General features: G+C 72.4%; 12 protein-coding genes. 6 read left to right on the top strand and 6 right to left on the bottom strand.

Annotated features, from left to right (window positions below; genetic code table 11):
* Nucleotides 1-34: 34 nt before the first annotated feature.
* The 4 genes from O7623_RS08245 to O7623_RS08230 are packed head-to-tail and all read right to left on the bottom strand — an operon-like array spanning nucleotide 35 to nucleotide 4,843.
* Nucleotides 35-1,432: a hypothetical protein gene (locus tag O7623_RS08245; RefSeq protein WP_282228008.1), complete on the bottom strand. Its 1,398-nt coding sequence runs from the start codon at nucleotides 1,430-1,432 to the stop codon at nucleotides 35-37.
* Nucleotides 1,407-2,315: an alpha/beta hydrolase gene (locus O7623_RS08240; protein ID WP_282228007.1), complete on the bottom strand. Its 909-nt coding sequence runs from the start codon at nucleotides 2,313-2,315 to the stop codon at nucleotides 1,407-1,409. The genes O7623_RS08245 and O7623_RS08240 overlap by 26 nt, the downstream gene beginning before the upstream one ends.
* Nucleotides 2,312-3,229, bottom strand: coding sequence for an SDR family NAD(P)-dependent oxidoreductase (locus O7623_RS08235; protein WP_282228006.1), 918 nt, complete (start codon nucleotides 3,227-3,229; stop codon nucleotides 2,312-2,314). Before O7623_RS08235 ends, O7623_RS08240 begins: the two co-directional genes overlap by 4 nt.
* A gap of 39 nt (nucleotides 3,230-3,268) precedes the next feature.
* On the bottom strand, nucleotides 3,269-4,843 hold the full coding sequence (locus tag O7623_RS08230) for a hypothetical protein (RefSeq protein WP_282228005.1): 1,575 nt from the start codon (nucleotides 4,841-4,843) through the stop codon (nucleotides 3,269-3,271).
* A 205-nt stretch (nucleotides 4,844-5,048) separates the two neighbouring features.
* On the opposite strand from O7623_RS08230, the gene O7623_RS08225 reads away from it, so the two are divergent.
* The gene (locus O7623_RS08225) at nucleotides 5,049-5,948 is read left to right on the top strand and encodes an SDR family oxidoreductase (protein WP_282228004.1); all 900 of its coding nucleotides are present in this window, start codon (nucleotides 5,049-5,051) and stop codon (nucleotides 5,946-5,948) included.
* Between the two features lie 61 nt (nucleotides 5,949-6,009).
* On the top strand, nucleotides 6,010-6,402 hold the full coding sequence (locus O7623_RS08220) for a hypothetical protein (protein ID WP_348775156.1): 393 nt from the start codon (nucleotides 6,010-6,012) through the stop codon (nucleotides 6,400-6,402).
* Here the strand turns inward: O7623_RS08220 and O7623_RS08215 are convergent.
* Nucleotides 6,381-7,115, bottom strand: coding sequence for a siderophore-interacting protein (locus tag O7623_RS08215; RefSeq protein WP_282228003.1), 735 nt, complete (start codon nucleotides 7,113-7,115; stop codon nucleotides 6,381-6,383). The two genes, O7623_RS08220 and O7623_RS08215, sit on opposite strands and share 22 nt — an antisense overlap.
* 243 nt (nucleotides 7,116-7,358) lie before the next feature.
* Between O7623_RS08215 and O7623_RS08210 the strand changes: the two genes are divergently transcribed.
* The 4 genes from O7623_RS08210 to O7623_RS08195 all read left to right on the top strand — a co-directional run bounded on the left by O7623_RS08210 (nucleotide 7,359) and on the right by O7623_RS08195 (nucleotide 11,223).
* Entirely contained in the window at nucleotides 7,359-7,916 is a 558-nt protein-coding gene (locus tag O7623_RS08210) for a copper resistance CopC family protein (protein ID WP_282228002.1), read from the top strand.
* A 69-nt stretch (nucleotides 7,917-7,985) separates the two neighbouring features.
* Complete coding sequence (locus O7623_RS08205) at nucleotides 7,986-8,573, top strand: copper chaperone PCu(A)C (RefSeq protein WP_282228001.1); 588 nt, start codon at nucleotides 7,986-7,988, stop codon at nucleotides 8,571-8,573.
* Nucleotides 8,574-8,578: 5 nt separating this feature from the next.
* Nucleotides 8,579-9,847 carry a Dyp-type peroxidase gene (locus tag O7623_RS08200; protein ID WP_282228000.1) on the top strand — a complete coding sequence of 423 codons (1,269 nt, stop codon included), beginning with the start codon at nucleotides 8,579-8,581 and terminating at the stop codon, nucleotides 9,845-9,847.
* A gap of 107 nt (nucleotides 9,848-9,954) precedes the next feature.
* Entirely contained in the window at nucleotides 9,955-11,223 is a 1,269-nt protein-coding gene (locus O7623_RS08195) for an MFS transporter (protein ID WP_282227999.1), read from the top strand.
* 31 nt (nucleotides 11,224-11,254) lie between these two features.
* Here the strand turns inward: O7623_RS08195 and O7623_RS08190 are convergent, their stop codons facing one another.
* The gene (locus O7623_RS08190; protein WP_282227998.1) at nucleotides 11,255-12,265 is read right to left on the bottom strand and encodes a ribonucleotide-diphosphate reductase subunit beta; all 1,011 of its coding nucleotides are present in this window, start codon (nucleotides 12,263-12,265) and stop codon (nucleotides 11,255-11,257) included.
* Between the last annotated feature and the right edge of the window lie 20 nt (nucleotides 12,266-12,285).

The raw sequence follows: 12,285 nt of genomic DNA, 5'->3' as shown, positions 1-12,285 counted from the left end.
CAAGGCGGTCGGCTGGGACCACCGGGGACGCGCCTCACCCGGCCGGGGTCAGCGTCTCCCATCGCACCCCCGGACAGTCGCCGGCCTGCGACAGGAAGTCGTCGAATTGCGTCAGAGTCAACGAGCCGGGCATCGGGTACCTGGCAGGAATCGTCCGTAGCGCCTCGTCGTAGCGGGCGTACAGCGACATCTCGTACGGGAAGTTCGCCAGCTCACGGCCGAGGTACTGCCCGCTGCGGGTGGCCCGGTCCAGCACCGCCTGCCACCGCTGCGGCGGCGGCCAGCCCACCGCATTCGGTACGCCGTTCTGGAACAGCGCCAGGTGTATGTCGGCGAACGGGCCACGGGTGTCCAGATACCGCTCCACGTCGGCCAGGCTGGGGTCCATGCTGAACGTCATCCAGAACGGCACCGATCCGGTCCGCAGCGTCCACCACGGATCGAGCACGATGAACGACTCGACCAGCAGTCTGCTCGCCGGGATCCGGCGTTGCCGGTACCACCACTGGTAGAGGTCGGCCACCATCGGTGACGGTGACGAGGGCCGGTCGAAAACGATCCGTCGGACCCGGTAGCCGTGTTCGGTGGCGAACCGGTCGATGTCCTCGGCGAGTTCGGCGGCGAAGCCCCATTCCGCTTCCGGACTGACGCTGTCCGGCTCCGGGCCGTCCCACCGGCGGACCGGGGAGTCGTAGCGGTCCAGGTACTTCGCCACCCGGGGCCCGCCGTGGTGGAACTCGGCCTCGGTGGCACCGCCGACCGCACCGTGTTGGAACACGTGCCGGTCGCCGACCGCAGTGGTGCGCCAGCGTTCGCGACAGTCCGAGATGATGATCGTCCCGCCGGGGGCCAGCCGGTCCCGGATGAACTGCTCGTACTCCGGCCCCAGTGTGCGGCGTTTGAAGCGGAAGTAGGTCAGCGCCCGCACCATCAGCCGGTCCTGGTTGGCGTCGTGCATGTGGTGCAGCTGGATGTCCGGGTTGGCGGCGAGCAACGCCTGCCCCGGCTTGAGTCCCTTGCGCATCGCGGTCGTCGGATCATCCGGGTGCACCCGTTGCGCCACCGGGATGAAGAAGGTCTGCGGCAGCCACGGCACCCCCAGCGCCGCCCACAGGTGCACCAGGGCGCCGCTGGATGAACCGACCGCGATCGCCGGGTAGCGCCGGGCCGGGTACTGCCCGGCGGCCCACCGGGACACCTCCGCCACGTCAATGCGGCCCATCCGCCCGGCCCGCACCGCCTCGGTCAGTCCGCTGACGATGAACGCCTTCTCCTTGGCCTTGGTCGGCAGCAGATCGGTCGCCTTCACCAGTGGTTTCAACAGGGTCGACTGGCCGAGGGCGGGAAACGACTCCCCCCGCAGGTACGCGGAGGTGGCCATCAGCATCGCCGAGGCGGAGTCGAAGCTAGCCAGGAACTTCGGTGTGGGCACCGGCGTCACCTTTCCGGGAAGCGGCGACCTGGTCGAGGAAACCGAGGATCACCCGGGCGAACTCGACCGGGTTGTCATGGCTCATCGCGTGCACTACGCCGGGCAGCCGGGCCAGCCGGGCGTGCGGTGCCAGCCGCCGCAGCCGGGCGGCCCATTCGTCGGAGACCAGTGGGTCCCGGGTGCCCCGACAGACCAGGACCGGTGCGTCGACATGTCCGATCCTGTCCTCGGGCCGGTCGGCCAGCGCCGCTGAGAAGCTGCGCAGCACCCGTCCCACGCCGGCCCGCCGGTAGTCGGTCAGCTGCAGCCGCTTGAGCCGTACCGACTGGGTGGCCTGCTCGAGTTGCCAGCGCCAGAGCTGACTGCGCCATCGGCGGCGGGCCGGATCCACGATCGGGCTGGCCAGCACCACCGACGACACCCAGTCGGGTGCCTGGGCGGCGGTCTCCAGCACCACCTGGCAGCCGAGTGAGACACCGACCAGTACCGCCGGTTCGGTGACCACCGCCGGCAGCCAGCTGGCGACAGAGGTGCCGAGTTCGGCGATGTCGGGTACCGGATCCGGCTTACTGCTGCGGCCGTAGCCGGGCAGGTCGGGCGTCAGGACAGTCCCGGTGGCGGCGAGCCGGCGGGCCACCGGCGCGCAGAGCCCGGCTGCCACCCCGAGCCCGTGCACCAGCACGATCGGCGGGCGGCGTCCGGTCGTCACGGCGTCGGCGGTGAGCACGGCGGGCTCCCAGCACAGCCCGGCGATCGTCCAGGTCGCCTCCGGCGGCGCCCCGGCGCGGGTACGCCAACTCGACGGGGCGGGCACCTCGACCTGGCGACTGACCGGCTCGGCAGCCGCCACGGCCGGCGGGAACGGCGCCAGCAGCACACTCATCGGGCTCCGCCGACCGGGCCGGCCGAGTACGCCGCCCGCCAGCCGTCGTCGACCCGGGCACCGAGCGGTTCCGGGCGCTGCACGGTGCCGGCGGTGTAGCCGACCGGGTCGGCGGAGAAGTGACTGCGGGGCACGGCGCGGGCGTCGGCCCGCTCGGTCAGCGCCGGAAGCAGCCGCGCGGCGAGCAGCCCGAGCCGGACGCCGGCTCCGACGGTGGCCTCCCGACGGGGGCGGCGGATCAGCCCGGTGACGACCCGGGCGACCTGATCGGCCTCGCACGGCCGGCTCGGCGGCACCACCCGCCTGCCCGTCCAGTTGGCGGCGCTGCGAAACATCGGGGTGTCGACCGGTCCGGGGAGCACCGTGCAGACCGCGATGCCGGGTACGTCGCGTACCTCCTGGCGGGTGCAGTCGCTCAAGGCCCGGATGGCGTGCTTGCTGGCCGCGTACGCGCTCTGCTGCGGTGCCGGCCGCCAGCCGTGGACGGACGACATGTTGATCAGAATCCCGTGGCCCTGCTCCCGGAACCACGGCAGCACCGCGCGTACGCCATGGTAGGTGCCGAACAGATTGGTCTGCACGACCTGATGCCACAGCTGCGCCGGTGACTCCTCGACCGGCCCGTACAGGTTGACTCCGGCGTTGTTGACCCAGGCGTCGATGCGCCCGAACCGGGCGACCGCCTGCCGGGCGGCCTCGGCGACGGCCTCGGCATCGGTCACGTCGATCGGCATGACCAGCACCTCGACGCCCTTGCCGCGGCACCGCGTGGCCAACGTCTGCAGGGCGTCCTCGCGACGGGCCAGCAGCACCAGGGTGGCGCCGGCGTCGGCCAGCTGCCGGGCGGTGGCCCGGCCGATCCCGCTGGACGCGCCGGTGACGACGACGACCCGGTCGGTGAGATGTCTGGGCACGGTTCCTCCTGGTGTCGATGGGGCCCGGTGTCGATCCGGTCAACCTGTCGGCGGTACGCCGAACGGCAGGGCCATCGGTCGGCCCCAGGTCCGCCACGGTGGGCAGGGCAGGGCCGGCTCCTCGTCGAGGAACCGGTTGACCTCGTGGTAGAACGCCGGGGTGTCCGGCAGGTAGGGATGCGCCTCGCGGATCGGGCAGGCGTTGCGGTTCACCGGCAGCCGCCAGCCGTGGGGCATCAGCGGCAGATCGGTCGTCGAGGTGAGCGCCAACGACCGCACCCGCGACGGCAGTGGCTCGGTCAGGACGGCGGCGCCGCCGTTGGCCGGGGCGAGCAGTTCCCGAGCGGCGGGCGAGTCCGGCTCGAAATGGAAATCGACCCAGTCGGAGGCCGGCACCAGCAGCCGCAGCAGGTCGCTGCCGACGCGGCCCGGCCCGTCCTGCCCCGGCGGCAGGTAGCCGGCCGGATTGTCCGGGAACGGGCCGACCAGCACCAGGACGTCCACCTGGTCGGCGCCGCCGCTGGCGACGGCCTCCCAGGCCACCCAGACGGCCTGGGAGTGCCCCGCGACGACCAGCGGCCGGGGCAGGTCACGCACCTGGTCGACGAAGATCTCCACCTGCTCGGCGAACGGGCGTTGCGTGTCGGTCCGGTCGTACGGGGTGCCGGTACGGATCGGACAGCGGGCCCGGCCCTGCGGCTGGCCGTCGCCGGGGCCGGCGTAGGAGAAGTAGAAGGTCTGCTGGCAGGTGTAGCCGAGCACGTCGGTGCGGGTACCGAAGATCGTGCCGCGGCCGGAGGCGGAGTTGATGCCACTCATCAGCAGGATCGAGCCGGCGCGGGGCGGTACCGGCTCGGCGGCCGGCACCGACCGGGTGGCGATGAAGACCACGGTCGCGACCAGGAAGATCGCGGCGGCGCCGACCAGTCGCAGCCTCGGGTACGCCGGTGCCGGGCGGGCCAGCAGCCGGACCGCCACGGCGGTGAGCGCGCCGGAGACCGCGACGGCGGCGACCCGCAGGGCCGGGAACTGTTCGGCGAGCACCCCGAGCCCGATCACCGCGGCCGCGTACGGCAGGGTGACCTCGACCCGCAGCCCGCCGCGCCAGGCCCGCCGCCACGCCTGGCGCAGGCGGGTGGTGCCCTGCCATGGCAACGGGATCACCACGATCGCTGTCAGTGCGACCAGGCCGACTCCCGGCCAGAACAGCCGGGAGTACAGCACCGCCGCGGCGATGTAGGTGAGTTCTGCGGCGAGCAGCAGCAGCGGTAGCACCGTGAGGTAGATGGTGGCGGCCAGCCGGAGCCGCCGCCGGTCCAGACCGCCGAGCATCAGCGCCAGCACGCACACCCGGATCATGAGCGAGCCGACCAGCCCGGCGAGGAACCACGGTGCTGACGGCGCCCTGGTCAGCAGCAGCCGCAGATCGGCGTACAGGTCGATCGGTGGTGCCGCGACCAGGTGCACCAGCCCGGGCCAGGGGGGTAACCCGCCGGTCGCCGCCAGCAGGGTCGTCACGACGGTGACCGCGGCCAGCGGCCAGAGCCGGGGCGGTCCGGGCACCGAAGCTGCCCGGACCGCACCGGCGGTGCCTGTCCCGTCGCGGATACCCATCGGGTTCCAGCCGTCCCACCCGTTCGAACACCGCATCACGCCGATGCGGCATGTGCGGCCGACTGCCCCGTGCGGGCCGGTCGAAACCTGATCGGCGACGGCGGTCGCTGTCGGCGAGCCGGTCGGCTGTTTTCGTTGCGGACCGTGGGGGTAGAGCTGGGGGAGTCCGATCCGTTTTGTCCTTCCCGCGAGGAGCGAGCGAGCCATGGGCGACAGTCAGCACACCCGCCAGGACCCCACCGAGCAGTACGGGCAGCAGCAGGGCCAGCCGGTACAGAAGCAGCCACCACCGGGCACCAGCGGGAAGATGGATCCCCAGCCGGACCATGGCGAGGACAGCTACCAGGGCACCGGCAAACTGACCGACCGGCGGGCGGTGATCACCGGTGGGGATTCGGGCATCGGCCGTGCCGTGGCGCTCGCGTTCGCCCGGGAAGGCGCCGACGTCGTCATCTCCTACCTGCCCCAGGAGGAGCGCGACGCCCAGGAGACGGTTCGGCTGATCGAGCAGGCCGGCCGGCGGGCGGTGCCGGTGCCCGGCGACATCACCGAGGAACACCAGTGCGTGGAGCTGGTGCGCCGGGCCGTCGAGGAACTGGGCGGCATCGACATCCTGGTCAACAACGCCGCCTACCAGATGGCGCAGGAGAAGGGCATCGCCGGGATCACCACCGAGCAGTTCGACCGGGTGCTCAAGACCAACCTGTATGCGATGTTCTGGATCTGCAAGGCGGCCGTCGGGCACATGCCACCGGGTTCCAGCATCATCAACACCTCCTCGATCCAGGCGTTCGATCCGTCGCCGCCGCTGCTGGACTACGCCACCACCAAGGCGGGCATCGTCAACTTCACCAAGGGACTGGCGGCGAACCTGGTCGACCAGGGGATCCGGGTCAACTCGGTGGCGCCCGGGCCGGTCTGGACCCCGCTGATCCCGGCGACCATGCCGCCGGAGGCGGTGGAGAAGTTCGGTACCCAGACGCCGATCGGCCGGCCGGCGCAGCCGGCGGAGCTGGCACCGTCGTTCGTCTTCTTTGCCTCGGCCGGGTCCAGTTACACCACCGGCGAGGTGCTCGCCGTGACGGGCGGCCGACGTACGGTGTGACATCGGCGGGCGTCGGTGACCCGCCGGGCGTCAACAGCACCCCAGCTGCCGGGTACGGACCCTGATCGCGCCGGGCGACGGCCGGGGCGGGCTGGCCGTGCGGCTCGACGAGGAGCACCACTACACGATCGAGGCCGGCGGTGGCCAGGTGCGGGCTGCCGCGCGGATCGGGCCGCTGCGTCCGGTGCTGGCCGCCCGCCCGGTCCCGGCCGGGCCGGTGCTGTTGCGGATCGACATCGTGACGGTGCCGACCACCCACCCCCGGCAGGGGCCCGACCTGGTGCGGCTCGGCGTCGAGGACGCCGCCGGTGGCGTCGACGTGCTGGCCGAACTGGACGGCCGGTACCTGTCGACCGAGGTGGCCGGCGGCTTCACCGGCCGGGTCGTCGGCATGTACGCGGCTGCCGCGACGGTGCGCTTCGACTGGTTCGACTACTCCGCGCGCTTCCAGTAACCCTTGACGATCGTCTGCTCCGGCGGGAGCGCCCAACGGTCGTGCAGCAGCGCCCGGCCGGCCGGCACCACGGCCTGCTCGGCGGCGACGAAGCCGAACACCGCGCCGGCCGGTCGCTGCCCGGCGTCGACGGCGTCGATCGCGCCGGTCAGGGCCCGCCCGGGTGGCGCGTCGCCACGGTGGATCCAGTCCAGTTCGACGCCGGGTGGCGGCACCAGGTCGACCTGGTGAGCCGGGTCGGGCACCTCGATCAGGATCCGTCCGTGCGCCGTCGGGGGCATCGCGGCGACGAATCGGCGGATGGCCGGGACCGCGGTCTCGTCACCAGCCAGGAACCAGGCGTCCGGGGTGCCCTGCAGGACGGTCGAGCCGCGTGGCCCACCGACCGCGACCGTTGAGGCCAGCGGAGCCCCGACCGCCCAGTCGCTGACCAGCCCGCCAGGGTGCACCACGAGCTCCAGGTCGAGCCAGCCGGCCGCGCTGTCCCAGTCGAGCGGGGTCACCTCCCGGCTGGGGCCGTCGTGCGGACCGTCGGCACCGAGCGGAAGGAACAGCCGGACGTGGTCGTCCGCGCCGGGCGACGTGAAGCCGCGCAGCTGTGCGCCGGCCAGCCGCAGCCGCAGGTAGCCCGGCGTCAGCCAGGTGCGGTCGGACAGCCGGGCGGTCCGGCGGAACACCCGCTCGGCGGCGGTTCGGGTGAGCGTGAACGGCATCGCGAGAGCTCCCGGGATGTGGCAACTGTTAGGTGAGCCTACCCTCAATGGAGGGGTCGGAAGTGTGACGTGCGTCCATCCGGCCCCGCCCACCGACATCAGTCGACCCGTCGTAGGGTCGGGTTCCCGCGACCGCGACCGGCGCAAGGATTCCCGCCGAGCGGATCTCGCCCGGTGCGGTCGAGAAATGATCGAATGGCGATCCGGCCGCCGTTGGTGCCGCTTCGACAGGAGGTCCCGTCCGTGCCCAGATCAGCACTGCCCGTCCGTGTCGCCCGAGGGGTCGCGGCGGCCCTGCTCGCCGCGATCGTGGTCGTCGCGCCCGCCGCCCCGGCCGCGGCGCACGCCGCGCTGTCGGCGAGTCAACCCGGCCAGAACACCCGGGTGGCGCAGTCACCCGAGGAGATCGTGCTGACCTTCACCGAACCGCTCAACGGCGACTACACCACGATCGTGGTCAGCGACGCCGCCGGCGCCCAGATGCCGGTCGACGGGCCGACCGTCGACCAGCAGCGGGGCATCGTCCGTCCGGTGCAGCCACTGCCCGACGGCGTCTACACGGTCGCGTACCGGGTGGTCTCGGTGGACGGACACACGGTGCAGGGCGCGTTCCGGTTCGCGGTGAACGCCCCGCTCACCGGCGCCTCGGGGGCACCTGCTCAGGCCGGCTCGGCCGCCACGGACGATGCCGCGCCGGCCGACAGCCGCCGTGGGTGGCTGCTCGCGTTCGCCGGTGCCGTGGCGCTGCTGATCGGCGGGGCCGCCGTCGTCGTGCTGCGCGGCCGACGACGTGTGAGCTAGTTCACTGCGGGAACCGACCGGGCCGGTACGGCGACTACTTCCGTCGTACGACTCGTGAGGAGAACCCGTATGCCATCAGCGCTCCAGCCGGCTCCGGTCCGGCGCACCGCCACGCGCCGCGCGGTGCTGTCCGGCGTCGCCGGCCTCGCCCTCGTCCTCGCCGGTTGCGGCGACGGCGACGGCACGCCGTCGGGCCCGGCACAGTCCACTCCGGAGGCGTCGGCCAGCGCGACGGCGTCGGCCGCTGCCACCGCCGGTCTCGTCGTGCGCGACCCGTGGGTGAAAGCCGCCGACGACGGCATGACCGCAGCGTTCGGGGTGCTGGTCAACGACACCGACACCGACATCACCATCGCCAGCGTGAGCACCGACATCTCCCCGGTCGAGCTGCACGAGATGGCGATGGCCGACGGCGCGATGGTGATGCGGGAGAAGCAGGGCGGGATCGTCGTCCCCGCCGGCGGCAGCCACACCCTCGAACCGGGCGGCGACCACATCATGCTGATGGACATCGCGCAACCGGTGCAGCCCGGCGACGAGGTCACCTTCACGGTGACCTTCGCCGACGGCGAGACGTCGCAGTTCACCGCGGTCGCCAAGCCGTTCGCCGGTGCGGAGGAGAGCTACGACCCCGGCACCGGCATGGACCACGGCTGAGCGGGATGACCGACCGACCCGTACCGCCACCGCCGCACCCCGTACCGTCGCCGGTGAACCGCCGGCTGCTGCTCACCGGCGGGGCCGCCGCGCTCGGCGGTGCCCTCGCCGGAGGGGCGGCGGTCACGGCGGCGGTCTCCGGCGACCGGACACCGGCGGCCGCCCCGACCGGGGCGGCCGCGCCGGTGGCGGTCGACTTCGGCACCGAGACGGTGCCGTTCCACGGCCCCCGGCAGGCCGGGGTGGACACCCCGCCACAGGCGTACGCCGCGTTCGTCGCCTTCACCCTCGGCCCGGCGACCGACCGGGCCGCGCTGGTCCGGCTGCTGCGACTGCTCAGCGACGACGCCGCCCGGCTCACCCAGGGCGTGCCGCCGCTGGCCGACACCGAACCCGAACTGGCCGTGCTGCCGGCCCGGCTCACCGTCACCTTCGGGTTCGGTCCGCAGCTGTACGCCGCCGCCGCAGTCGCCGACCGCCGACCGCCGTCGGTCACCGACCTGCCGCCGTTCGCGATCGACCGGCTGGAGCCGGGCTGGTCCGGCGGTGACCTGCTGCTGCAGATCTGCGCCGACGACCCGATCACGGTCGCGCACGCCCAGCGGATGCTGATCAAGGACGCCCGGCCGTTCGCCTCGGTCCGCTGGGTGCAGCAGGGGTTCCGGCGCGGCCGGGGCGTGGAGCACGAGGCGCACACCCAACGCAACATCATGGGGCAGATCGACGGCACCGGGAACCCGACGCCCGGCACGGCCGACTTCGACACCGCCGTCTGGGTCGGCGACGGGCCCGCCTGGCACCGCGACGGCAGCACCCTGGTGGTCCGCCGCATCCGTACCGAGATGGAGACCTGGGACAAGCTCGGCCGGATGGACAAGGAGCTGGTGATCGGTCGCCGGCTGGACACCGGAGCACCGCTGACCGGGGAGAAGGAGACCGACATCCCCGACTTCGCGGCGGTCGACGAGGTCGGGCTGCCGATCATGCCGGACTTCGCGCACGTCACCCGGGCGCACGTCGCCGACGACCGCTACAAGATCCTGCGCCGGCCGTACAACTACGACGGCGTCCCGGGTGCCGACGGCACCCCCGACAGCGGGCTGATCTTCGCCGCCTACCAGGCGGACGTCGACGCGCAGTTTCTGCCGATCCAACGCCGGCTGGCCGAACACGACCTGCTCAACGAGTGGGTCACCCCGATCGGGTCGGCGGTGTTCGCGATCCCGCCCGGATGCGCGCCCGACGGCTGGATCGGCGACAGTCTGCTCACTTGACGCAGGCGTCGCCGCAGCTCAGCGCCGGGTCGTCGCAGCTCACGCCCGGGTCGGCGGATGTGACCGGCGTCCTTGGGCAGTCGATCTCCGGTGGTTAGCGTGGCCGGATGATCTCCCGTGGCGCCACCGTCGTGCCCGAGCCGGGCACCCTGCCACGGCCGCAGATCCCGCTGCTGCTCGGGGCGGTCTTCCTGGTCTTCCTCGGCCAGATGTCACTGAACCCGATCATCGCTCCGCTGTCGCGCCAGATCGGCCTCGCCGAATGGCAGGTCGGCGTGATGATCAGCGTCTCCGCCCTGATGATGGTCGTCACCAGCCAGATGTGGGGGCGGCGCAGTCAGTCCTGGGGCCGTAAACCGGTGCTGGTCGCGGCGCTCGCCCTGGCCACCACGACGACGGCCCTGTTCGCGCTGCTCGCCGACCTCGGCATGCGCGGCATCGTCACCGGCACCGCGTTGTTCCTGCTCTTCGTCGTGTTCCGGGGCGTCGGCTTCGGTACCGCCATCGCGGCGGTGGCACCCACCGCCCAGGCGTACATCGCCGACGTCACCCCCGACCCGGCGGCCCGGGTGCGCGGCATGGCCGGGATCGGCGCGGTCCAGGGCGTCGCGATGGTCGCCGGTGCCCTCGTCGGCGGCCTGCTGGCCGGGTTCGGGCTGATGGCGCCGTTGCTGGCGGTTCCGGCGCTGCTCGCCGTCGGGCTGACCGCCGTCGCGGTACGGCTGCGCCGGCAGACCCGTACCGAACTGATCGCCGCACCGGCCCGGATCAGCCCGTGGGACGCGCGGGTGTGGCCGTACCTGCTGACCGGGCTCGGCATGTTCACCGCGCTCGGGTTCGTCCAGGTGGTCAGCGGCTTCCTCGTCCAGGACCGGTTCGGCCTCGACGCCGAGACCACCGGGCTGCTCACCGGCGGCGCGCTGCTGGCCGCCGGGGCCGGGATGGTGTTCGCCCAGACGGTGGTGGTGCCGCGCAGCGGCTGGCGGCCCGCGCTGCTGCTACGGGTCGGTTGCCTGGTGGCGCTGATCGGCTTCGTGCTGCTCGTCCCCGACACCCACCGGGCCGTGCTGATCGCCGCGATGGCGCTGATCGGCCTCGGCCTCGGCGTCGCCATGCCCGGCTACGTCGCCGGACCGACGCTCGCCGTCGACCGGAACGAACAGGGCGGCCTCGCCGGGCTGATCGGTGTCACCAACGGGCTGACCTTCGTCCTGGCGCCGACCGCCAGCACCGCCCTGTACGCGGTCTGGGCGCCGCTGCCGGTGCTGGTCGGCGCGGTGCTGATGGCCGCAGTGAGCACCTTCGTGCTGACCTATCCGGGATTCCGACGCGGCCGGGCCGGCGTACCGCAGCCGGTGGGCCGGCCGGTCGGATGACCGACCTGGACCCACCGGCCGCGCGGACCGCTCAGAACTCCTCGTCGAAGCTCACCGCCCCGCTCACCCCCACCTGGTACGCGGAGACCCGGCGCTCGAAGAAGTTCGACAACTCCTGCACGTCCTGCAGCTCCATGAACGCGAACGGGTTGGTCGATCCGTAGAGCGGGGCGATGCCCAGTTGGGCGAGCCGGCGGTCGGCGACGTGCTGCAGGTACTGGCGCATGTCGGCCAGCGACAGCCCGGGCACGCCCCGGCCGAGCAGGTCCTCGGCGAACTGGGCCTCGGCGTCGACTGCTTCGGCGAGCATCTGGCGGACCTGTTCGGCCATTTCGTCGTCGAACAGGTCCGGCTCCTCCCGCCGGACCGTGTCGACCACGTCGAAGGCGAACGCCATGTGCATCGACTCGTCGCGGAACACCCAGTTGGTGCCGGAGGCGAGGCCGTGCAGCAGCCCCCGGGACCGCAGGAAGTACACGTAGGCGAAGGCCCCGTAGAAGAACAGCCCTTCGATGCAGGCGGCGAAGCAGATCAGGTTGAGCAGGAAGGCCCGACGGTCGTCGCGGGTCCGCAGCTCGCGCAGCCCGAAGAGGGAGTCGATCCAGCGGAAGCAGAAGTCGGCCTTGCGCTTGATCGACGGAATGTTGTCGATCGCGGCGAACGCGGCGGACCGCTCCTGCTCGTCCGGGACGTAGGTGTCCAGCAGGTTCAGGTAGAACTGGACGTGCACCGCCTCCTCGAACAGTTGCCGGGACAGGTAGAGCCGCCCCTCCGGGCTGTTGACGTGCTGGTACAGGTTGAGCACCAGGTTGTTGGCGACGATCGTGTCCCCGGTGGCGAAGAAGGCGACCAGTCGGCTGACCAGGTGCCGTTCGGCCGGGCTGAGCCGGTCCAGGTCGGCCAGGTCGGAGTGCAGGTCCACCTCCTCCACCGTCCAGGTGTTGCGGATGGCGTCGCGGTAGCGGTCGAAGAAGTGCGGGTAGCGCATCGGCCGCAGGGTCAGGTTCATCCCCGGGTCGAGCAGCATCGGGTTCGGTGTCATCGTGGTCTCCAACGGGTGGA

Origin of the sequence: Solwaraspora sp. WMMD791, assembly GCF_029581195.1 — a bacterium.
GTDB lineage: Bacteria > Actinomycetota > Actinomycetes > Mycobacteriales > Micromonosporaceae > Micromonospora_E.
Note: the sequence above shows the minus strand (reverse complement) of the source record. Positions and strands in the feature narration are given on the sequence as shown.

Bases quoted from the DNA above. Each gene is read 5' to 3' on its own strand.
- O7623_RS08240 (WP_282228007.1), bottom strand. From the start codon at position 2,315: ATGAGTGTGCTGCTGGCGCCGTTCCCGCCGGCCGTGGCGGCTGCCGAG.
- O7623_RS08230 (WP_282228005.1), bottom strand. From the start codon at position 4,843: ATGGGTATCCGCGACGGGACAGGCACCGCCGGTGCGGTCCGGGCAGCT.
- O7623_RS08225 (WP_282228004.1), top strand. From the start codon at position 5,049: ATGGGCGACAGTCAGCACACCCGCCAGGACCCCACCGAGCAGTACGGG.
- O7623_RS08215 (WP_282228003.1), bottom strand. From the start codon at position 7,115: ATGCCGTTCACGCTCACCCGAACCGCCGCCGAGCGGGTGTTCCGCCGG.
- O7623_RS08205 (WP_282228001.1), top strand. From the start codon at position 7,986: ATGCCATCAGCGCTCCAGCCGGCTCCGGTCCGGCGCACCGCCACGCGC.
- O7623_RS08200 (WP_282228000.1), top strand. From the start codon at position 8,579: ATGACCGACCGACCCGTACCGCCACCGCCGCACCCCGTACCGTCGCCG.
- O7623_RS08195 (WP_282227999.1), top strand. From the start codon at position 9,955: ATGATCTCCCGTGGCGCCACCGTCGTGCCCGAGCCGGGCACCCTGCCA.
- O7623_RS08190 (WP_282227998.1), bottom strand. From the start codon at position 12,265: ATGACACCGAACCCGATGCTGCTCGACCCGGGGATGAACCTGACCCTG.